Below are 21482 nucleotides of genomic sequence, written 5' to 3'. Positions count from 1 at the left end.
GTTGTCGCCGGCCGCGCGTACAGGCGGCTTTCCAGATGCGTCCCAACTTGCGGCTTCCCCTACTGCGGTTCGGCCGCGTGCTCGAGCATGTCGACCAGCATGTCGCGGATATGCGCGTCGGCGGTGGCGTAGAACACCTGGCGCTGGCGGCGCTCGCCGCGTACCAGGCGCGCCCCGCGCAACAGCCGCAGGTGGTGGCTGACCAGTGGCTGCGAGGCACCGGTACGCGCGGCGATGTCGCCGACCGAGATCGGTGCGTCGAGGCAGGCCAGCAGCACGCGCAGGCGGGTGGGATCGCCGAGCAGCCGGTAGGTGGCGGCGATGGTCCCGATGCGGCTGTCGTCCGCCGCGATCAATGCCCGCACTCCGTCGGTGGCCGCGCACGTTCCAGCGTGCAGCCGGCGCGCGGTTCGCACAGCACCTCCACCGTCGCGTGGCCGATGCCGAAGCGTTCGGCGAGTTCGTGCTTGACCGCGGCCACACTGGCGCCGGGATCCGCGCCGTCGGCAAGGCCCAGTTCCAGCGTCGCCAGCACCCGCCCGGAGGTGATCGACCACACGTGCACGTGCTGCACCTCGGCCACGCCCGGCACCGCGGTAAGCAGGTGCCCGCGCAGTGCGTCGACGTCGATGTCCGGCGGCGCGCCCTCCATCAGGATGTGGAACGCGCCGCGCAGCAGCGACCATGCGCTCCTCAGGATCAGCAGGCAGACCAGCGCCGACAGGATCGGGTCGATCGCCATCCAGCCGGTGTAATGAATCACCAGCGCGGCGATGATCGCCGCGACCGAGCCGAGCAGGTCGCCCAGCACGTGCAGCATCGCGCCGCGGATGTTGACGTGGTCGCGGTCGCCGCGGTGCAGGATCGCAAACACCGCGAGGTTCACCAGCAGCCCCGCCACCGCGACCGCCAGCATCGGCCCGGCCAGCACTTCGCCGGGATCGCGCAGGCGCAGGAAGGCCTCCCGGAAGATCCACGCCACCAGCGCGAACAGGGTCAGTGCGTTGATCAGCCCGGCCAGTACCTCCAGACGCATGTAGCCGAAGGTGCGGCGCGCGTCCGACGCGCGGCGGCCGATGCGGAAGCCCGCCCAGGCCAGCGCCAGCGCGGCGGCGTCGGTGAGCATGTGGCCGGCATCGGCGATCAGCGCCAGCGAGCCGGAGATCACCCCGCCGATCACCTCCACCACCATGAACGTCGCGGTCAGCACCAGCGCGGTGAGGACCACCTTCTCGTTGCGTGCCGACACCGCATGTGTGTGGGCGTGGTCGTGGCCATGGCCCGCATGCGCGTGGCCGGCGTGCTCGTGGTGATCATGGCGATGCGCGCAGCCGTGCATATCGCCACAGGGCGATGCGGCGGGGTCGGGCGGATGGATGTCGTGAGGATCGTGGGTCATGGGCGATGCCGAATGTCGCCGCCATGATATCTACATATATTTATGTTTCAACGCGGGAAGCGGCGTGGTGGCTGTGGAAGGGGTGAACTCTCTTCTCCAGAGTGCCGCCTGGCGACGGCGTGGTGCTGGAATGTTCGCGGATGTTCGTGGGAGTCGCTTCGTTTGTGATTCGCGTTGCCCGTCGCGCGCACCGGGGGGTGTGCTCCCCCGGCCGGCCGTGGTAGCAGGAAGCGGAGATCCGGCTGGGCATCCCCCTGTGGCCGCGGCGGGCCGCCGGGACTCCTTCGAACATCTCCCTCGATTGCTCGCAGACCCGCAAATCCGCACACGCACGATGGTTGCTGGGAGCGCCGGACAACGGCGCCCTCACCCTTGCCTCTCTCACTCCTGCGTGACAGGAGGGGGGCGCGGCGAATCCGGCGCGGCCTCGGCGAACAGCTCCCGCCAGCCGTCATGGCCGAGCCGGTCGAGGGTGCGCACGTTGCGCTCCACGATCACGTCCGGATCCGGATAGGCATCCACCGCGCGGCTGACGCTGTCCTCGCGCAGCAGGTGCAGGGTCGGGAACGGCGAGCGGTTCGTGTAATTGGCGATGTCGTCGTCGGCGGTACCGTCGAAGCGGTAGTGCGGATGGAAGCTCGCCACCTGCAAGACGCCCTCGAGGTCGAGCTCGGCCACCAGCGCCTCGGCGATGCCGAGGAAATCGTTGTAGTCGAGGAAATCGCCCAGCACCTGCGGGTGGATCAGCAGGGTGGTGTCGGTGACGTCCGCCGGGGTGTCGCGCAGATGCTGCAGCTCCGCGGCGAGATCCTCCAGCAGCGCCTCTTCGGTGGTGGCCGCGCTGACCACGAAGCGCACCTGTTCCTTGACCAGCACCGCCTTCGCGAACGGGCACAGGTTGAGACCGACCACCGCACGCTCCAGCCAGCGGCGGGTGGTGGCGACCGGGTCGGCGGGCAGCTCTGCGTCGGACATGGGGAAGGGCTCGAACGGGCGGCGCACGATAGCGCAGGCGCGCGGGCCGGCGCTAAGCTGGCCCGCCCACGCCGCTGCCCGCATGCCTGCCGCCTCCGCGTCGAACGCCACCGCGTCGCAGTTCGATCCCACCCGCGCCACGCTGTGGATGCTGCTGGCGGTGGCGCTGTTCGCGCTGATGGATGGCGGCATGAAGTGGCTGTCCGACGACTATCCGCCGCTGCAGGTGGCCGCGTTGCGTGGTGCGGCCGCACTGCCATTGGTGTTTGCCTGGGTGGCGTGGAGCGGTGCGCTGCGCGGGCTGCTGCGGGTGCACTGGCGCCTGCACCTGCTGCGCGGCGCGCTGGGCGTGCTGATGATGTGGGGCTTCGTCTACGGCCTTGCGCGCATGCCGATGACCACCGCCTACGCGATCGTGTTCGTGTCGCCGCTGATGGTCAGTGCGCTGGCGGTGCCGCTGCTGGGCGAGAAGGTCGGGCCGCGGCGCTGGGCGGCAATCGTGGTCGGCTTGGCCGGCGTGCTGGTCGTGTTGCGGCCCACGGCCGACGGCATCGCCACCAGCGCAGGCCTGGTGCTGGTGCTGGCGGCCGCGTGCTATGCCGGCGCGGCGATCACCGTGCGCATGCTGGCGCAGCGCGACAGCGTGCAGTCGATGGTGTTCTGGTTCCTGGCGATGATCGCGGTCGGCGCCGGCGCGCTGGCGCTGCCTGACTGGCAGCCGATCGCCGTGCGCGACCTGGCGCCGATCATGGTGGTCGGGGTGAGCGGTGCGCTGGGGCAGGTGGCCATGACCCACGCGTTCCGCCTCGGCGAGGCCTCGCAGCTGGCGCCGCTGGAATACACCGGGCTGATCTGGGTGGTGCTGCTGGACCTCGCGGTCTGGGGCGTGCTGCCGGACCGCATGACCTGGCTGGGCGCGGCCATCATCATCGCCAGCGGCCTGTACCTGCTGCGCCGCGAACGCATCCGCGCGCAGGACCACCTGGCCTCCGGTCCCGCGGACACACCGCCCTGATGCCCGCCGCCCCGACGTCCGCCACCACGGGAGGCCGGCCGCGATGCCCTGGCTGCTGATCCCGCTGGCGATCCTGCTGCTGCCGGTACTGGTGGTGGCGGCATGGCCGCTGTCGTTGTGGTGGCGCTACCGCAGCGGCCCGGTGCTGCGGCCGGTGCGTGACTGGCAGTTGGCCCTGCAGGCGTGGCTGCTGCTGCCGGCCCTGCCGATGCTGCTTCTCGGCGCCTGGCTTGCGCAGCAGTGGTGGGCACCCGCCGCAACGGCATGGGCGGCCGCCGGCGCGCTTGCCGGCATCGCGATCGGCGTGGTGCGGATGGCGACGACGCGCGTCGGCCGGTCGCCGGATGGCCTGCGCTGGTACACGCCGGAACGCTGGATCGCCCTGGCGCTGTCGCTGCTGGTCACGGCAAAAGTGGTGTGGACGCTCTGGCAGGGGTGGCAGGCCTGGCAGGGCGTTATCCCGCTGGAAGCCTGGCGCGCCACCCGGGCGACGCTGTTCGCACTCGGCGGGCTGGTGCTCGGGCAGTCGCTGGGCTACGCGTGGGGCCTGCGCTGGCGGCTGCGCGAGGGCCGCGTCCTGCGCCCACGGCCGCGCGGGCGCTGAAACGACGGACGGACCCCGAAGGGTCCGTCCGCGTGTGGATGAAACGTCGTTGGAGGGTCAGAAGCGCGCGCCGATGCCGACGCCGACGGTCCAGGGATCGAGCTTCAGATCCTCGGCCACGGTCTCGCCGGTGCTGCCGACACGGGCGTCGGAGCGTGCGCGCATATAGCGTGCGTCGGCGCGGGCGAACCAGGTCGGGGTGATGTTGAGGTCCACGCCCACGGTGCCGATCGCACCGCGCGGGGTGGTCAGGCCGATGTGGTCGCCACCGCCGGCGATGTCCTCGTTGCTGATGTTGGACTCGAACACGCCCAGGCCCACGAATGGCCGGAAGGTGTTGTCGGCCTCACCGAAGTGGTACTGCCCGCTGAGCGCGATCGGCTGCTGTTCGATGGTGCCGATCTTGCCTTCCGGGCCGCGCACGCGGTGGTTGAACTTGTCGGCGGCACCCCAGAGCTCGACGCCCCAGTTGTCGGTGACGTGCCAGGTGGCGCTCAGGGTCGGCGCGGGGCCGCCGTCGATGTCCAGCCCGGTGGCGGGATCGGAATGCGGGTCGAGCACGGTCACGCCGCCCACCACCGAAAAGCGCTTGCCGGAGGCGGTGTCGCTGTCCTGGGCGAGGGCGGGGGTGGCGGCAAGGGCCAGTGCGGATGAAAGCGTCAGGCTGCGGAAAATGGTCATGGGTATCTCCTCGATCTTGTTCTGTCGCCCCGGGGAGAGGGCGCGGCCACCCTATCGACGGGCGGATGAACCGCCCTGTACCCTTTCGTGAATCGACAGAAACGGCTTCACAGGCACTTCAGCGTTTTCACCCGGCACCACCCGGGTTGCAGAGACCGCCGCCCCCGGCCATACGCGCATGTACGCGGCCGCGCGCCGGAGCGCGGTTGGCGGGGGCAGCGCGGGGGGACACAATAGCCACCCCCTTATGTTTGCGCGGAGCGCCGCATGGCCGACCTCAAAGAAGCACGTGTGCCGGATATCGGCGGCTATGACGATGTGCCCGTGATCGAAGTGCTGGTGTCGGTGGGCGACCGCGTGGACAAGGACCAGGGCCTGCTGACGCTGGAGTCCGACAAGGCGACGATGGAGGTGCCGGCCGCGTTCGCGGGCATGGTGCGCGAACTCCGGGTCAAGGAGGGCGACAGGGTCTCGCAGGACACCGTGGTGGCGATGATCGAGCCCGATGCAGCGGACGGGGCGCCCGCACAGGCCGCGCCCGCTGCCGCATCGAAGGCGGAAGCGCCGAAGCCGCAGGCGTCCGCGCCCGCCCCTTCCGGACCTTCCGCAGCGCCGGCCGCGGGTACGCCCGATGCGGGCGCGTCCGCCGGCATCCAGGATGCGGCGGTGCCCGACATCGGCGGCCAGGACGACGTGCCGGTGATCGAGGTGCTGGTGGCGGTGGGCGACCACGTGGAGAAGGACCAGGGCCTGGTCACGCTCGAATCCGACAAGGCGACCATGGAAGTCCCGGCGCCGTTCGCCGGCACCGTGGTCGAGCTGACGGTGAAGGTCGGCGACACGGTGTCCGCCGGCAGCGTGGTCGCGCGGATCGAAGGCCAGGGCGGCGACACCGCCACGGCCGACAGGGGGCCGGCGCAGCCGCAGGCCCAGGCGCCCGAGGAGAGCGACGATCCGGTGGTGGAGCCGGCCTCGCCCGGCACCCGCCCGGACAATATCGCGCGCGCCTCGATGGACCATCGCCCGGCCGGTCGTGCCGAGCCGCCGGTGCGTTTCGACGCCGAGGCCGTCATGCCCGGCAAGGTGCCGTATGCCAGCCCCGCCGTGCGCCTGTTCGCGCGCGAGCTGGGCGTCGACCTTGCGCAGGTCAGCGGCAGTGCCCGCGGTGGCCGCATCACCCGTGAGGACGTGCAGCAGTTCGTCAAGGGCGCACTCGCCGGAGGCGCATCGCAGCCGGCCGGCAAGGCGGGCGCGGGCGGTGGCGGGCTCGACCTGCTGCCGTGGCCGAAGGTGGACTTCTCGAAGTTCGGCGAGATCGAGGAAAAGCCGCTGTCGCGGATCCGGAAGATCTCCGGCGCCAACCTCGCGCGCAACTGGGCGATGATCCCGCACGTCACCCAGCACGACGATGCCGACATCACCGCGCTCGAAGACCTGCGCGTGCAGCTCAACCGGGAACACGAGAAGGCGGGCATCAAGCTGACCATGCTCGCGTTCCTGATCAAGGCCAGCGCCTCCGCGCTGAAGACCTTCCCGGAGTTCAATGCCTCGCTCGATGCTTCGGGCGAAACGCTCACGCTGAAGAAGTATTTCCACATCGGTTTCGCCGCCGACACGCCCAATGGGCTGGTGGTGCCGGTGGTGCGCGACGTCGACCGCAAGGGCGTGATCGAGATCGCGCAGGAGACCTCGGCGCTTGCGAAGAAGGCCCGCGAAGGCAAGCTGGGCCCGGCCGACATGTCCGGCGGCTGCTTCTCGATCAGTTCGCTCGGCGGCATCGGCGGCACTTCGTTCACCCCGATCGTCAATGCACCGGAGGTGGCGATCCTCGGCGTGTCGAAGGCGGCCATGAAGCCGGTCTGGAATGGCGAGAAGTTCAAGCCGCGGCTGGTGCTGCCGCTGTCGCTGTCCTACGACCACCGCGTGATCGACGGCGCCGCCGCCGCGCGCTTCACCGCGTATCTCGCCCAGGTGCTGGGCGACATGCGCCGTGTCCTGCTGTGATGCGCGGAGACCTGTGATGGCCAAGACCCAGGAAGTGAAGGTGCCCGACATCGGCGGCCAGGCCGATGTACCGGTGATCGAAGTGCTGGTCGCCGTCGGCGACACCGTGGCGAAGGACCAGGGACTGGTCACGCTGGAATCCGACAAGGCGACGATGGAGGTGCCGTCGTCGTTGGCGGGCGTGGTGCGCGAGCTGAAGGTCGCGGTCGGCGACACGCTGTCCGAAGGGAGCGTGGTCGCGGTGATCGAGGCGGCCGATGCCGATGACGCGGGCAACGCACGCGGTGCGCCCGATGCCGCGGCCGGGACAGACGGCGGCAAAGCAGCTGGCACACCTCTCCCGCCCGCGGGAGAGGTCGACGCGGGCCGCGCATCGGGTGAGGGCAGCAACGCGGCGGCCAAGGGTTACGGCAGCACGTCGCAGCCCGCCGATGCGAAGGCTGGGCGTGCGCAATCGAAGCCGTCCACCGCGGCGCCTTCGAGCGGCCGCACGGCCGACGTCGAGTGCCGCATCGTCGTGCTCGGCTCCGGCCCTGGCGGCTACACCGCCGCCTTCCGCGCCGCCGACCTCGGCCTCGACACCGTGCTGGTCGAGCGCTACGACAACCTCGGTGGCGTCTGCCTCAACGTCGGCTGCATTCCGTCCAAGGCGCTGCTGCACGCTGCCGATGTGATCGACCAGGCGCAGCACGCCAGCGTCTACGGCGTCGACTTCGGCAAACCGAAGATCGCGCTCGACCGCCTGCGCGCCTACAAGGACAAGGTCGTCGGCCAGCTCACCAAGGGGCTGGCCGGCATGGCCAAGCAGCGCAAGGTGCGGGTGGTAGCCGGCACCGGCAGTTTCGTGTCGCCCAACGAGCTCGAGGTGACCGGCGCCGATGGCAATACGCAGCTCGTGCGCTTCGAGCAGTGCATCATCGCCGCCGGTTCGCAGGCGCTGAAGCTGCCCGGCTTCCCGTGGGACGATCCGCGGATCATGGATTCCACCGATGCACTGCAGCTGGCCGAGGTCCCGAAGCGGATGCTGGTGGTCGGTGGCGGCATCATCGGCCTGGAAATGGCCACGGTGTACCGCGCGCTGGGCGCCGAAGTGACGGTGGTGGAGCTGGCCGACCAGCTGATGCCTGGCGCCGACCACGATCTGGTCAGGCCGCTGGCCGATCGCCTGAAGAAGCAGGGCGTGTCGGTTCACCTGAAGACGAAGGTGGTCGAGGCGAAGGCGGGCAGGGAGGCCATCGAGGTGAGCTTCGACGGCGAGAACGTCCCGCAGGCAACGCGGTTCGACCGCGTGCTGGTGGCCGTGGGGCGCAGCCCGAACGGTGGGAAGATCGCTGCCGACAAGGCCGGCGTCGAAGTCACCGAGCGCGGCTTCATCGAGGTCGACCGGCAGATGCGCACCAATGTGCCGCACATCTTCGCCATCGGCGACCTCGTCGGCCAGCCGATGCTGGCGCACAAGGCGACGCACGAGGGCAAGCTCGCCGCCGAAGTGGCCGCCGGCGAAGGCGATCCTGATAAGAGCCGGGAATGGGTGGCACGGGTCATCCCGTCCGTCGCCTACACCGACCCGGAAATCGCCTGGGTCGGTGTCACCGAGAACGAGGCCAGGGCCAAGGGGCTCAAGGTCGGCATCGGCAAGTTCCCGTGGGCCGCCAGCGGCCGCGCGATCGGCCTCGACCGTACCGAAGGGTTCACCAAGCTGGTGTTCGACGAGGCCACGCATCGCATCCTCGGTGCCGGCATCGTCGGCGTGCACGCCGGCGAGCTCATTGCCGAGGCCGCGCTTGCCATCGAGATGGGCGCGGAAGTCGCCGATATCGCCCACACCATCCACCCGCACCCGACGCTCGGCGAATCGGTGGCGATGGCCGCCGAGGTCTACGACGGAACCATCACCGACCTCTACCTGCCCAGGCGCAAGTAGGGCTTCGGGCGGGCCGCCCCCGGCGCGCGCGCCGCAGCTCCAGGCGTCGCGGCTGCGTGTCCCGGCCCTCCCGCCGTCTGCGGGCGAGGGCCCCGCAGCGCCCGCTCCGACCTTCTGGTCGCGGGCGGGCAAGGGTCGCGGCCGCGTCACTCCACCTCCGTGCTCCAGTGGTCCGGTGCCCCCATCCGCGACCGCCATCCGCTTCGCGTGTGCGCACGTCTGCAATTCCGCGCGGACGCGGGTTTACCCGGGTTGTGGCACCTCCTGTGCAGGCGTAAGCCGTCCACAGGGCTCGCGCCCTGCAGGGGGGACCGCACCGGCGCCACGCGCCACGGGAGGATTCATGGGAAGGATGCATTGGACAGCGGCGCTCGCCGTCGCTGCGGGGATGGTATGGAATGCCGGCGCGGTCGAGCCGGCCACCCAGGGTGGCGTGGATGCACGCATCGAGTTGCAGCGCAGCGCACAGCGCGATGCACTGCTGCGCGAGCGTGCGCGCTATCCGGCATTGTTCGCGCGCGCCTATCGCGCCTATCCGCAGATCCCACGCGGCACGCTCGAGGCCGTCGCCTGGGCGCAGAGCCGCTGGCAGCCGCTCGAGGCGGCGCAGGACGGCGACGCCGGCCACCACCACATGCCCACCGCCTGGGGCGTGATGGGCCTGTATGCCGGCGACGGCTTTGCCGACCAGGTCGGCGAGGCGGCGGCAGTGACCGGCCTGCCGGCGGACCGGATCCGGCGCGATCCGACCGCCAACATCCTCGCCGCGGCCGCGCTGCTTGCGCGCGAACTGCGCGGGCTGGACGCCGGGGACGATGCCGTGCTCGCACAGGCGCTGGCCCGCTATGCCGGCTTCGGCACGCCGCAGGGCACCAGTGCGATCGACGACCACGCGCGCGCCGCGTTCGCCTTCGACGTGCTGCTGGCACTCGACCGCGGCGTCGACGATGAAGGCGTGCGCGTGCCGGTGCGCCCGGTGGCGTGGGAAACGGCGTTCGATGCCGACCAGCTGGTGCGGCTGCAGGCGCCCTTCGTGCGTCTGGATGTGGCCACCGACAGCATCGAGACCGACAGCCATGCGATCGATCCGGTCAGCGAGCAGCTGGTCCGCCGCGACGCCGACAAGGGCATCGATGCCGGAATCAGGAGCACCGATTACGGCCCGGCGATCTGGAATCCGGCGCATTCAAGCAACTACAACGCCTCTCGCAGCGCGGCCGTGAGCGCGGTCACCCTGCACACCGCGCAGGGCAGTTACGCCGGCACGATCAGCTGGTTCAGGAACTCGTCCTCCAACGTCAGCGCGCACTACGTGATCCGCAGTTCCGACGGCCAGGTCACCCAGATGGTGCGCGAGGCGCATACCGCCTGGCACGTGCGCAACCACAACGGCTACACGCTGGGCATCGAGCACGAGGGCTACGTCAACAACGCCAGCTGGTACACCAGCGCGATGTACAACGCATCGGCCGCGCTGGTGCGGCACTGGTGTTCGCGCTACAGCGCGATCAGCTGTGCCAGCGCATACCGCGGCGCCCCCAGCAGCGGCATCAACGTGCAGCCCGACAGCGTGCGCATCAAGGGCCACCAGCACTTCAGCGGCCAGACCCACACCGATCCCGGCATCAACTGGAACTGGAGCCACTACTACGGCCTGCTCAACCCCGGCAGCGGCGGCAGCACGCGCATCCTCGATTCGTTCGAGGGCAGCGTCGGCCACTTCAACACCCCGCCGGCCTACTCCGGCAGCACCACCGGCATCTCGAGCGCCTCCACCGCCACGCGCGACTGCGCCACCCGCCGCAACGGCAGCTGTTCGCTGCGCGTGCTGCTGAAGGACAACGCATCGTCGTCGGCAGCCTGGGCCGTGCGGCTGCTGTCGGGCACCGGCAACCCGGGCAGCAACACCACGCTGTCGCGCGCCAACGGCCGCATCGGCTTCTGGGTCTATACCGGCGGCAGCGGCATGAGCGTGGGCGTTGGCATCGACGACGGCGGCGGCACCGAACGCTCCACCGTGCGCAGCGTGCCAGCCAACCAGTGGACCTACGTCGAGTGGAGCCTCACCGACGCCGCGCAGTGGAACGCCTGGGCCGGCAGCGCCAACGGAGCGATCGATGCGGCCAGCGTCACCCTCGACGCGATCTGGATCCAGCGTGCGCAGACCAGCTACGACGTCAACGTCTATATCGACGACGTGCAGATCCGCAACTGACCCCCGACGCAGAAGGCCCCGGCATGTGCCGGGGCCTTCGTGTCACACACGGATGTGCCGGATCAGAAGCGGAAGGTCACGCCGGCCATCGGGCCATGCACCTTGAGCTGGCCGCTGAGTTCGCCGTTGACGTCGACCGGGTCGATGTCGAGTTCGGACGCACCTTCGAAGCGGGCGGTGTAATCGTCCTTGAGCTTGAGGCGGAACCAGTCGTAGCCGACATGCACGCCGACACGCTCGTTGACCATGTACTCGACCACCAGGCCGGCACGCTCGAAGTGGCCGCGCTCGTCGAGGAAGTTCCCCCATTCGGTGTCGAGATACTGGCCTTCCAGGCCCACGCTCCAGCGCTCGGCCGGGCGCCAGGACAGGCGCGTGTGCAGGCCCGGGGACCAGCCGGACTTCTTCCACTGGTACTCGGCCTCGCCGGCATCGATCTCGGCGGTGGCGGTCCAGCTGCCGTTGGCGCGGGCCTCGAGTTCGGCATAGGTCACGCCCAGGCCCAGGCCCCATTCGAAGGTCTCGGTGGAGACCACCGCGTACTCGTAGTTGAGGCTGGTGAGCGAGAACTTGACCCGGCCGGAGAGGTCCACTTCCGGCAGTTCCACCGGGCCATCGGGCAGTTCATCGGGCACGTCGACGCCGATACCGCGCAGGAGGCCGCCCGGGTTCAGCCAGTCGCCCTCGAAGCCCCAGTCGTTGTCGCGGCTGTAGTCGTAATAGTTGCCGACCAGCGCCTGGCGCTCGCTCAGCCGGAACCCGATCGCGCCACGCGGGCGCCATTCGCTGCCGACATCGAAGGTCTCGGCGGCGAAGAAGTCCTCGGTCTCGGTGCCGTTGGTGGCGACGCCGTCGCCGGTGAAGCGCAGCTGCGCTTCCGGGTTGAATGCGCTCAGGCGCAGGGTGAAGCGCTCCTCGCTGTCGGACTGCTGGGCGTGGGCCGGGGAAGCGGCCACGCCCGCGGCGACCGCGAGCAGGGCGATGGCAAGCAGACGGGGGGTGGGTGCGGACATCGTGGTCTCGTTATGCGTTCTGGGGGACGGAAGCGCCGCCACGACCGGCGGCGAGGCGGCAGTGTCCGTTCACACAGGGTCTTCCTGCCGTGAAGACGGTGGCGTATGGAACGCAAGCGACCGCGGCCGCGCACCTGCGCTGCGCGGCCGGAAGGCCCGCTTGCAGGGCTGCCAGGGGCCCGGAAAAGGGGAAGCCCCGGCATGCCGGGGCTTCGGTGGGGCCTGCTGGATCGACGAGGAAGAGGCAGGCCGCGCGGGAGGTCGGACTGCGGGTCCGGCGCGGAGTTCCCGGAAATCCGCATGAATTTTCTGAATGCGCGCCACGGCCGGCCAAGCCTGTTGTGCGGCAACGATACGGGGCCCCGGGACCTCCGCCGGTTGTCCCTCAAAGCCGGCCACTGCTATACTTCGGCGGCTTCGCCGGGCGGTTTCATTGGTCCGGGCCGTCCATCGTCACAGGACCCCCATGTGTTGAGTTCCTTCGCTGCGGGTCGGCGGCTGGCGCAGCGCGCACTCGCCTGGCAGGCGGTCGCGGTGGCGCTGACCGCGCTGGCCTTCCTCGTCAAGGGGTGGCCCTGGGCGCTGGCAGCGCTGGCCGGTGGTGGTTCGGTCGCGCTCGGTGGCTGGCTGCACAGCGCGATCGCGCTGGGTGGCGGGGTTGCACCGGCAGGTGGCGCGCTTGCGCGCGTACTGGTCGGGGCGCTGGCGAAGTGGGCGGTCGTGCTGGTGGTGCTGGTGCTTGCGGTGGGTGTGGGCGGTCTGCCCCCCGTCGCGGTCGGAGTCGGCGTCATCGTGGCACTGGTGACACAGATGCTGGCCATGGCCAGTCGTTGATTCGAACACGTACAGACAGTCAGAGGCGGACAGGCACATGGCCGGCGAGGCGGAAACCCCCACCAGCTACATCCAGCACCATCTCCAGAACCTCGTCTACAGCGAGGCTGGCGGCGTGCATGGGTCGACCGCGAACGACGGCTTCTGGTCGATCAACCTCGACACCATCCTGACCTCGGTCACGATGGGCCTGATCGTGACCTTCCTGTTCTGGATCGCCACCCGCAGGGCGACCTCGGGCGTGCCGGGCAGGTGGCAGGCGTTCGTCGAGATCCTGCTCGAGTTCGTCGACCGCCAGGCGCGCGATACCTACCACGGGTCCAGCAAGCTGGTGACGCCGATCGCGATCACCCTGTTCTTCTGGATCCTGCTGATGAACATGCTCAAGTTCATCCCGGCGGACTTCTTCGCCGTGCCGCTGGGCTGGCTGGGCGTCAACTACTGGAAGCCGGTGCCGACCGCCGACGTCAACGCGACGCTCGGCCTGTCGATCAGTGTGTTCTTCCTGATGCTGTTCTTCGCCCTGCGTTCCAAGGGCCTGGGCGGCTTCACCAAGGAATTCCTGACCGCGCCGTTCGGCAAGTGGATGATGCCGTTCAACCTCATCCTCAACATCGTCGAGTGGGTGTCCAAGCCCATTTCGCTGGCGATGCGACTGTTCGGCAACATGTTCGGCGGCGAGATCGTGTTCCTGCTGATCTGGGTCCTCGGCGGTGCCGGCCTTCTGGGCCTGCTCGGCGGCGCGGTGTTCGGCCTCGGCTGGATGATCTTCCACATCCTGGTGATCCCGCTGCAGGCCTTCATCTTCATGATGCTGTCGATCGTCTACCTCAGCCTCGCCGAGGACAGCCACTGACGGCAGGCACGCGTCCCGTTTTCCGCTTCACCCTCAACATCCAACCCTCGCAACATCCGTTCCGGAGAAAACCATGGAAATCGCTCTGACCTCGTTCGCCCAGATCCAGGCTTCGACCGCTCTGGCCATCGGCATCATGATCGGCCTGGCCGCGCTGGGCGCAGGTCTGGGTCTGGCCATCATGGCCGGCAAGTTCCTCGAGTCGGCCGCCCGCCAGCCGGAGCTGATCCCGGTCCTGCAGGTCCGCATGTTCATCACCGCCGGCCTGATCGACGCCGCGTTCATCATCTCGGTCGCTGTCGGCCTGCTGTTCGCGTTCGCCTCGCCGTTCGTCGGCCCGGTCGCCGCACAGCTGGGCGGCTGATCCAGCCGCAGGAAAGCGGGCAGCCGTGAGCGGCCGCCCGCTTCCCGGATGACAGCTGGCATGCACGGCATGCCCGGACCATCACGACAGGCAGTGGCACACCCATGAACATCAATCTGACCCTGATCGCCCAGGCCCTGGCCTTTGCCGGCCTGATCTGGCTGATCGCGACCTACGTCTGGCCGCCGTTGCTCAAGGCCATCGAGGAGCGCCAGCAGAAGATCGCAGAAGGCCTCGCCGCCGCCGACAACAGCCAGCGTGCGCTGGCGCAGGCGCAGGAACAGGTCAACGAAGAACTCAGGACGGCGCGTACCAAGGCCAACGAGATCATCGACCAGGCCCACCAGCGCGCCAACCAGATCGTGGAGCAGGCACGCGCCGAGGCGCAGGCCGAGGCCGCGCGCCAGAAGGCGATGGTGGAGGCCGAGATCGAGGCTTCGGCCAACCGTGCCCGCGAGGACCTGCGTCGCCAGGTGTCGATGCTGGCGGTGACCGGCGCCGAGAAGCTGCTGCGTCGCGAGATCGACGCCAACGCCCACAGGGTCCTGCTCGACGAACTGGCCGCGGAGATCTGAGCGTGAGCCAGGAGATCACCCTCGCCCGTCCCTATGCGCGTGCCGCATTCGGCCTTGCCCGCGACGCCGGTGCGTTCGCTGCATGGTCGGACGCGCTCGCGTTCTCCGCGCGCGTGGCGGTGGATCCGCAGGCGCAGCCGCTGCTCGGCCATCCGGGCCTGGCCCGCGAAGACGCGGTGGCGCTGCTGGCACCCGAAGGTGCGCAGGAAGGTTTCCGTGACTTCCTGGCACTGCTGGCCCGCAACGGCCGCCTTGCGCTGCTGCCCGAGATCGCCGGCCTCTACGAGGACCTGCGTGCGGACGCCGAACAGGTGGTGCGCGCGACGGTGACCTCGGCGACCGACCTGCCGGCAACCGAACTCGACGCCATCCGCGCCGCCCTCGCACGCCGTTTCGGCCGCGAGGTGCAGCTGTCGGTCGCGGTCGACGACGCCTTGATCGGTGGCGCGGTCATCAGCGCCGGCGATGTCGTCATCGACGGCTCCCTGCGCGGCAAGCTCGCACGCCTGCAGTCGGCGCTGAGCCAGTAACCAGGATGCGGACGCCGCCCACAGGCGCCCGCGCCCACCACAGTTTCATTGACCGCGCGTCGTCGAATCCGGCGCGCCGAGGATCCGGAAATGGCAAGCACCCAGCTCAACCCCTCTGAAATCAGCGAACTGATCAAGAGCCGCATCGAGAAGGTCAAGCTGGCCGCCGAGGCGCGCAACGAGGGCACGGTCACCTCCGTGTCCGACGGCATCGTGCGCATCTACGGCCTGGCCGACGTGATGCAGGGCGAAATGATCGAGCTGCCTGCATCTGAAAGCGGTGCAGACACGTTCGCGCTCGCCCTGAACCTCGAGCGCGACTCGGTCGGCGCCGTAGTCCTGGGTGACTACGAGCACCTGCGCGAGGGCGACGTGGCCAAGACCACCGGCCGCATCCTCGAAGTGCCGGTGGGCCCGGAAATGCTGGGTCGCGTGGTCAACGCGCTCGGCGAGCCGATCGACGGCAAGGGCCCCATCGCCGCCACGCAGACCGCACCGGTCGAGCGCGTGGCGCCGGGCGTGATCTGGCGCAAGTCGGTCGACCAGCCGGTGCAGACCGGCTACAAGTCGGTCGACGCCATGATCCCGATCGGCCGCGGCCAGCGCGAGCTGATCATCGGCGACCGCCAGACCGGCAAGACCGCGATGGCCATCGACGCGGTGATCAACCAGAAGGGCACCGGCATCAAGTGCGTGTACGTGGCGATCGGCCAGAAGGCCTCGACCGTCGCCAACATCGTGCGCAAGCTGGAAGAGAACGGCGCCCTGGCGCACACCATCGTGGTCGCCGCCACCGCGTCCGAGTCGGCCGCGATGCAGTACATCTCGGCGTACTCGGGCTGCACCATGGGCGAGTACTTCATGGACCGCGGCCAGGACGCGCTGATCGTCTATGACGACCTGTCCAAGCAGGCCGTGGCCTACCGCCAGATCTCGCTGCTGCTGCGCCGCCCGCCGGGCCGCGAAGCGTATCCGGGCGACGTGTTCTACCTGCACTCCCGCCTGCTCGAGCGCGCCGCGCGCGTGTCCGAGGAGTACGTGGAGAAGTTCACCAATGGCGAGGTCAAGGGCCGGACCGGCTCGCTGACCGCGCTGCCGATCATCGAGACCCAGGCCGGCGACGTCTCCGCGTTCGTGCCGACCAACGTGATCTCGATCACCGACGGCCAGATCTTCCTGGAGACCGACCTGTTCAACGCGGGCATCCGCCCGGCCGTGAACGCCGGTATCTCGGTGTCGCGCGTGGGTGGCGCGGCGCAGACCAAGATCGTCAAGAAGCTCTCGGGCGGCATCCGTATCGCGCTGGCGCAGTACCGTGAACTCGCGGCGTTCGCGCAGTTCGCCTCCGATCTCGACGACGCGACCCGCAAGCAGCTCGAGCGCGGCCAGCGCGTCACCGAGCTGATGAAGCAGAAGCAGTACCTGCCGATGTCGATCGCCCACCAGGCGCTGTCGATCTATGCCGTCAACGAGGGTTTCCTCGACGACGTGCCGGTCAACAGGATCCTCGCGTTCGAATCGGGCCTGCACGCCCACTTCGACAACACCGAGGGTGCGCTGATCGAGAAGATCAACGCGAGCGGTGCGTGGAACGACGAGATCGAGGCGGCCTTCAAGAAGGGCATCGCGGACTTCAAGCAGACCGGTTCGTTCTGAACCGGTTGGCTTGTCTGATGGTTTGGTGATTCGACACAGGTGAGGCGAGGGGAGGCAGACCGGGCAACCGGGCTTCCCCGACCGGATCACCGCAGCGGAGCGAGCAATGGCTGGCGGCAGAGAAATCAAGACCAAGATCAAGAGCGTGCAGAACACCCGCAAGGTGACGCGTGCGCTGGAAATGGTCTCGGCCTCCAAGATCCGCAAGGCACAGGACCGGATGAAGGCCTCGCGCCCGTACGCACGGGCGATGAAGCAGCTGATCGGGCACCTGGCGCAGGCGAACTCGGAGTTCCAGCACCCCTACCTCATCGAGCGCCCGGCGCCGAAGCGGGTGGGCTACATCATCGTCTCGTCCGACCGCGGCCTGGCCGGCGGCCTCAACAACAACCTGTTCCGCAAGCTGCTGGTGGAAATGCGCCAGTGGCAGGAGAAGGGCGTCGAGGTCGACGTGGTCACCATCGGCCAGAAGGCGACGGTGTTCTTCCGCCGCCTCAAGGTGCGCATGCTGGCCAGCGTCACCCACCTCGGTGACAACCCCGAGGTCGAGCAGCTGATCGGCGTGATCAAGGTCATGCTCGACGGCTACACCGAGGGTTCGCTGGACCGCGTGTTCCTGGCCTACAACGACTTCGTCAACACGATGACCCAGCGTGCGGCGTTCGACCAGCTGCTGCCGCTGCCGGCATCCGACGAGACCATCGTCAAGCACGACTGGGACTACATCTACGAGCCGGACGCGGAGTCGGTGCTCGAACACGTGCTGACCCGCTACGTCGAGTCTCTGGTGTACCAGGCGGTGATGGAGAACGTCGCCTCCGAGCACGCTGCGCGCATGGTGGCGATGAAGGCCGCCAGCGACAACGCGACCAAGCTGATCGACACGCTGAACCTGGTCTACAACAAGGCCCGCCAGGCCGCGATCACCCAGGAAATCTCCGAGATCGTGGGCGGCGCCGCGGCCGTATAGCGAGTCCCTCGCAAGAGCCCGCACGTCCACGTGCGGGCTTCCGAAAGAAACACACCAGCGACCCGGGTCGCGGAAAAATCTAGAGTCCGAGGAAATCAAAATGAGTCAGGGCAAGATCGTTCAGATCATCGGCGCCGTCGTCGACGTGGAGTTCCCGCGCAACGAAGTGCCGAAGGTGTACGACGCGCTGAAGGTCGACGGCACCGAGATCACGCTGGAAGTGCAGCAGCAGCTCGGCGACGGCATCGTGCGCGCCATCGCGCTCGGCTCGACCGATGGCCTCAAGCGCAACCTGGTCGCCACCAACACCGGGACCGCGATCTCGGTGCCGGTCGGCGCCGGCACGCTCGGCCGCATCATGGACGTGCTGGGCCGCCCGATCGACGAGGCCGGCCCGGTCGACGCCACCGCGCACTGGGAAATCCACCGCGCCGCGCCGTCCTACGAGGACCAGTCCTCGTCCACCGAGCTGCTCGAGACCGGCATCAAGGTCATCGACCTGATGTGTCCGTTCGCCAAGGGCGGCAAGGTCGGCCTGTTCGGCGGCGCCGGCGTCGGCAAGACCGTCAACATGATGGAACTCATCAACAACATCGCCAAGGCGCACTCGGGCCTGTCGGTGTTCGCAGGCGTCGGCGAGCGTACCCGCGAGGGCAACGATTTCTACCACGAGATGAAGGACTCCAACGTCCTCGACAAGGTGGCGATGGTCTACGGCCAGATGAACGAGCCGCCGGGCAACCGCCTGCGTGTCGCGCTGACCGGCCTGACCATGGCCGAGTACTTCCGCGACGAGAAGGACGCGTCGGGCAAGGGCAAGGACGTGCTGCTGTTTGTCGACAACATCTACCGCTACACCCTGGCCGGTACCGAAGTGTCGGCGCTGCTGGGCCGCATGCCATCGGCGGTGGGTTACCAGCCCACGCTCGCCGAGGAAATGGGCGTGCTGCAGGAGCGCATCACCTCGACCAAGTCGGGTTCGATCACCTCGATCCAGGCCGTGTACGTGCCCGCGGACGACCTGACCGACCCGTCGCCTGCGACCACCTTCGCCCACCTCGACGCCACCGTCGTGCTTTCGCGCAACATCGCCTCGCTGGGCATCTACCCGGCGGTCGATCCGCTCGACTCGACCTCGCGCCAGCTGGACCCGAACGTGATCGGCACCGAGCACTACGACACCGCGCGCCGCGTGCAGTCGACGCTGCAGAAGTACAAGGAGCTCAAGGACATCATCGCGATCCTGGGCATGGACGAGCTGTCGGAAGAGGACAAGCAGGCCGTGTCGCGCGCGCGCAAGATCGAGCGCTTCTTCTCGCAGCCGTTCCACGTGGCCGAAGTCTTCACCGGTTCGCCGGGCAAGTACGTGCCGCTGAAGGAAACCATCCGCGGCTTCAAGGGCATCGTGGACGGCGAGTACGACCACCTGCCGGAGCAGGCGTTCTACATGGTCGGCAGCATCGACGAGGCCGTCGAGAAGGCCCGCAAGATGACCGAGAAGGCCTGATCCACGCGTCCTTTCAAGAGTAATTGCCCATGACCACCACCATCCGTTGCGACATCGTCAGCGCCGAGGCGGAGATCTTCCACGGCGAGGCCACGCTGATCGTGGCGACTGGCGAGATGGGCGAGCTCGGCATCGCGCCGCGCCATGCGCCGCTGATCACCCGTCTCAAGCCTGGCAAGGTCGTGATTACCCAGGCCAACGGCGAGAAGCTCGACTTCGCGATCTCCGGCGGCCTGCTCGAAGTGCAGCCGCAGGTGGTGACGATCCTTGCCGACACCGCGATCCGCGCCGACGAGATCGACGAGGCTTCGGTGCGCAAGGCCAAGGAGGAAGCCGAGCGCGTGCTGGCCGGTCGCGGTGAGGCGATGGAGATCGCCGAGGCGCAGCAGAAAATGGCCGAGGTGGCCGCGCAGCTGCAGGCGCTGGAGCGCCTGCGCAAGAACCTCAAGCACTGAGTGCACACGCTGCAGGCGTCCCGGCCTGCACGTCCAGGAAAGCCGCCTCCGGGCGGCTTTCCTCGTTCGGCCCGCCCATCGTGGGTGAGGCCCGGGCTGCGGATGCTCTCCGGTGGTTCGACGCGGGCCTCATTTCGCTTCGCGCCCGCGGGATGGGAGTGGCCCTGGCCGCGAATGCTCTTCGATGCCTCGACGCCGGTGCGGGAAAGCATTGCGCGTGCCTGCACGGGTTGCCATCAAGGGAAGGGCGCTGGCGCAGGATCGGCACCCGAGCACTGCCTGTGCGCCGGGCGCGTCGCCCTTGCCGACGCGGGCCCACCAGCCTAGGGTCATGGCTGTTCTCCGGGAGAGCACCACATGCCAAACGATTCCGTGCGGGCCGCGCTGCTGTTGGCACTGCTGGCAGCGACGGTGGCAATACCGTGGACGGCAGCCGCCAGGGACGGGACCTCGCAGCGGCCGCGCGCGCGTGACGCCGGCATCGTCATCGGCAACCTGCCCACCGGGCCGCGCAATGCCATCGTCGATGTCGCCGGCGTTGCTGTCGGTCACGCCACCGTGGTCGAAGGCGACGGTGTGCGCACCGGCGTGACCGCGATCCTGCCGCATGCCGGCGACCTCTACGCCGAGCGGGTGCCCGCTGCGATCCACGTCGCCAACGGCTATGGAAAGCTGCTGGGCATCAGCCAGGTACGCGAGCTCGGCGAGCTGGAAACACCGATCCTGCTGACCGGCACCCTCGGCGTCTGGACCGCCGCCGATGCACTGGTCGACTGGCAGCTGGCGCGCCCGGGCATGGAGGCGGTGCGCTCGCTCAACCCGGTGGTCGGCGAGACCAACGACGGCTTCCTCAACGATATCCGCGCACGGCCGCTGCAGGCGGCTCATGTACGTGCGGCGCTGGCGGGCGCATCGACCGGCAACGTCGACGAAGGGGCGATCGGCGCCGGCACCGGCACGGTCGCGTTCGGCTGGAAGGGCGGCATCGGCACCAGCTCGCGCGTGGTCGCCGTTGCAGGGGGCGAACACGTCGTCGGCGTGCTGGTGCAGAGCAACTATGGCGGCACGCTGACAATTGCCGGCGTGCCGGTCGGGCCACGCCTGCCGGATCCGGCGCAGTGGTGGCCCGGGAGCGATGGCGACGTCGCGGCGGATGCGCCACCGTCCGATGGCGACGGCAGCATCATGATCGTGGTCGCCACCGATGCACCGCTCGACGCCCGCCAGCTCGAGCGGCTGGCACGGCGCGCGATCGTCGGCCTGGCGCGCACGGGTGCTTCGATGTCCAACGGCTCGGGCGACTACGTCATCGCGTTTTCCACCGCACCGGTGATGCGCCGCATCCGCGGCCAGCCGGTGGCGGGCGCGGCCACGCTCGACAACGAGGCGATGACGCCATTGTTCGTGGCCGTCGCCGATGCGAACGGGGAAGCCATCCTCAACTCGATGTTCCGTGCCCGCGGCATGCGCGGCCACCGCGGCGAGGTACCCGCATTGCCGCTTGAACGCGTGTTGCCGATGCTGCGTGGCGCAGGCGCGACGTCAGCGCTTGTAGATCCAGCTGCGCGAGATGACGAAGCCGACCACGCCCAGCGCGATCTCCACCAGTGGCTTGGCCAGCCACGCCCACTTCAGGCCGAGGTAGTCGTCGACATGGCCGATCGTCCAGGTACTGACCACGGTGGTCGCGATCCACATCACCAGGAAGCGTTGCAGCTGCACCCGTCCTACGGCGGTGTCCTCGCAGGCGAAGGTGAAACGTCCGTTCATCCAGAAGCCGCACAGCGCGCCGCAGATGCGCCCGACCACGTTGGCCTGGCGTACCGGCAACCCGGCGTGGCTGAGCGCGACCATCACCGCCCAGTCCAGCACCCACTGCAGGCCGCCGATCATCAGGTAACTGCG

20 protein-coding genes and 1 pseudogene are annotated in these 21482 nt (G+C 69.0%); 15 read left to right on the top strand and 6 right to left on the bottom strand.

Annotation, left to right across the window (positions count from 1 at the left end):
* Positions 1–59: 59 nt before the first annotated feature.
* The 3 genes from LDO11_RS11590 to LDO11_RS11580 all read right to left on the bottom strand — a co-directional run bounded on the left by LDO11_RS11590 (position 60) and on the right by LDO11_RS11580 (position 2374).
* On the bottom strand, positions 60–356 hold the full coding sequence (locus LDO11_RS11590; RefSeq protein ID WP_255683439.1) for an ArsR/SmtB family transcription factor: 297 nt from the start codon (positions 354–356) through the stop codon (positions 60–62).
* Positions 353–1399 (bottom strand): cation diffusion facilitator family transporter, encoded by a 1047-nt coding sequence (locus LDO11_RS11585; RefSeq protein ID WP_232141682.1) that lies wholly within the window; start codon positions 1397–1399, stop codon positions 353–355. Before LDO11_RS11585 ends, LDO11_RS11590 begins: the two co-directional genes overlap by 4 nt.
* Positions 1400–1780: 381 nt before the next feature.
* Complete coding sequence (locus tag LDO11_RS11580) at positions 1781–2374, bottom strand: DUF1415 domain-containing protein (RefSeq protein WP_232141681.1); 594 nt, start codon at positions 2372–2374, stop codon at positions 1781–1783.
* 82 nt (positions 2375–2456) lie between these two features.
* Between LDO11_RS11580 and LDO11_RS11575 the strand changes: the two genes are divergently transcribed.
* Together LDO11_RS11575 and LDO11_RS11570 are read left to right on the top strand one after the other, a co-directional pair.
* Positions 2457–3389 carry a DMT family transporter gene (locus LDO11_RS11575; RefSeq protein WP_435574635.1) on the top strand — a complete coding sequence of 311 codons (933 nt, stop codon included), beginning with the start codon at positions 2457–2459 and terminating at the stop codon, positions 3387–3389.
* Positions 3390–3432: 43 nt separating this feature from the next.
* Positions 3433–3993: a DUF1453 domain-containing protein gene (locus tag LDO11_RS11570; protein ID WP_232141680.1), complete on the top strand. Its 561-nt coding sequence runs from the start codon at positions 3433–3435 to the stop codon at positions 3991–3993.
* A gap of 57 nt (positions 3994–4050) precedes the next feature.
* On the opposite strand, the gene LDO11_RS11565 is transcribed toward LDO11_RS11570, so the two are convergent.
* Positions 4051–4674, bottom strand: coding sequence for an OmpW/AlkL family protein (locus LDO11_RS11565; RefSeq protein ID WP_232141679.1), 624 nt, complete (start codon positions 4672–4674; stop codon positions 4051–4053).
* Positions 4675–4941: 267 nt separating this feature from the next.
* Between LDO11_RS11565 and aceF the strand changes: the two genes are divergently transcribed.
* The 3 genes from aceF (at position 4942) to LDO11_RS11550 (ending at position 10817) form a co-directional block, all read left to right on the top strand.
* The gene (aceF, locus tag LDO11_RS11560) at positions 4942–6678 is read left to right on the top strand and encodes a dihydrolipoyllysine-residue acetyltransferase (RefSeq protein WP_232141678.1); all 1737 of its coding nucleotides are present in this window, start codon (positions 4942–4944) and stop codon (positions 6676–6678) included.
* 16 nt (positions 6679–6694) lie between these two features.
* Complete coding sequence (gene lpdA / locus LDO11_RS11555) at positions 6695–8602, top strand: dihydrolipoyl dehydrogenase (RefSeq protein WP_232141677.1); 1908 nt, start codon at positions 6695–6697, stop codon at positions 8600–8602.
* A gap of 352 nt (positions 8603–8954) precedes the next feature.
* The gene (locus LDO11_RS11550) at positions 8955–10817 is read left to right on the top strand and encodes an N-acetylmuramoyl-L-alanine amidase (protein WP_232141676.1); all 1863 of its coding nucleotides are present in this window, start codon (positions 8955–8957) and stop codon (positions 10815–10817) included.
* A 62-nt stretch (positions 10818–10879) separates the two neighbouring features.
* Here LDO11_RS11550 and LDO11_RS11545 read toward each other — a convergent pair whose 3' ends face one another.
* On the bottom strand, positions 10880–11830 hold the full coding sequence (locus tag LDO11_RS11545) for a hypothetical protein (RefSeq protein ID WP_232141675.1): 951 nt from the start codon (positions 11828–11830) through the stop codon (positions 10880–10882).
* 468 nt (positions 11831–12298) lie between these two features.
* Between LDO11_RS11545 and LDO11_RS11540 the strand changes: the two genes are divergently transcribed.
* The 10 genes and pseudogenes from LDO11_RS11540 to LDO11_RS11495 form a co-directional block, all read left to right on the top strand.
* Positions 12299–12664 (top strand): ATP synthase subunit I, encoded by a 366-nt coding sequence (locus tag LDO11_RS11540; protein WP_129136850.1) that lies wholly within the window; start codon positions 12299–12301, stop codon positions 12662–12664.
* 37 nt (positions 12665–12701) lie between these two features.
* On the top strand, positions 12702–13520 hold the full coding sequence (gene atpB, locus LDO11_RS11535) for a F0F1 ATP synthase subunit A (RefSeq protein ID WP_232141674.1): 819 nt from the start codon (positions 12702–12704) through the stop codon (positions 13518–13520).
* 73 nt (positions 13521–13593) lie between these two features.
* Entirely contained in the window at positions 13594–13884 is a 291-nt protein-coding gene (gene atpE / locus LDO11_RS11530) for a F0F1 ATP synthase subunit C (protein ID WP_232141673.1), read from the top strand.
* Positions 13885–13988: 104 nt separating this feature from the next.
* On the top strand, positions 13989–14459 hold the full coding sequence (locus LDO11_RS11525; protein ID WP_232141672.1) for a F0F1 ATP synthase subunit B: 471 nt from the start codon (positions 13989–13991) through the stop codon (positions 14457–14459).
* A 2-nt stretch (positions 14460–14461) separates the two neighbouring features.
* A complete protein-coding gene (locus tag LDO11_RS11520; RefSeq protein ID WP_129136846.1) occupies positions 14462–14989 on the top strand; it encodes a F0F1 ATP synthase subunit delta in 528 nt (175 codons plus the stop codon).
* A 90-nt stretch (positions 14990–15079) separates the two neighbouring features.
* The gene (atpA, locus tag LDO11_RS11515; protein WP_232141671.1) at positions 15080–16645 is read left to right on the top strand and encodes a F0F1 ATP synthase subunit alpha; all 1566 of its coding nucleotides are present in this window, start codon (positions 15080–15082) and stop codon (positions 16643–16645) included.
* A gap of 106 nt (positions 16646–16751) precedes the next feature.
* Positions 16752–17615: a F0F1 ATP synthase subunit gamma gene (gene atpG / locus LDO11_RS11510; protein WP_129136844.1), complete on the top strand. Its 864-nt coding sequence runs from the start codon at positions 16752–16754 to the stop codon at positions 17613–17615.
* A 100-nt stretch (positions 17616–17715) separates the two neighbouring features.
* Positions 17716–19122, top strand: a complete 1407-nt coding sequence (gene atpD / locus LDO11_RS11505) for a F0F1 ATP synthase subunit beta (protein ID WP_232141670.1) — start codon at positions 17716–17718, stop codon at positions 19120–19122.
* A gap of 29 nt (positions 19123–19151) precedes the next feature.
* Positions 19152–19577 carry a F0F1 ATP synthase subunit epsilon gene (locus LDO11_RS11500; protein ID WP_129136842.1) on the top strand — a complete coding sequence of 142 codons (426 nt, stop codon included), beginning with the start codon at positions 19152–19154 and terminating at the stop codon, positions 19575–19577.
* Between the two features lie 357 nt (positions 19578–19934).
* Positions 19935–21050, top strand: a pseudogene (locus LDO11_RS11495) (DmpA family aminopeptidase); the annotation flags it as partial.
* Between the two features lie 69 nt (positions 21051–21119).
* On the opposite strand, the gene LDO11_RS11490 reads toward LDO11_RS11495, so the two are convergent.
* Positions 21120–21431, bottom strand: coding sequence for a GtrA family protein (locus LDO11_RS11490; RefSeq protein WP_232141700.1), 312 nt, complete (start codon positions 21429–21431; stop codon positions 21120–21122).
* Positions 21432–21482: the final 51 nt, after the last annotated feature.

Source organism: Alterluteimonas muca (assembly GCF_021191595.1).
Taxonomy (GTDB): Bacteria; Pseudomonadota; Gammaproteobacteria; order Xanthomonadales; family Xanthomonadaceae; genus Luteimonas; species Luteimonas muca.
This window is presented reverse-complemented; position numbering and strand designations above follow the sequence as displayed.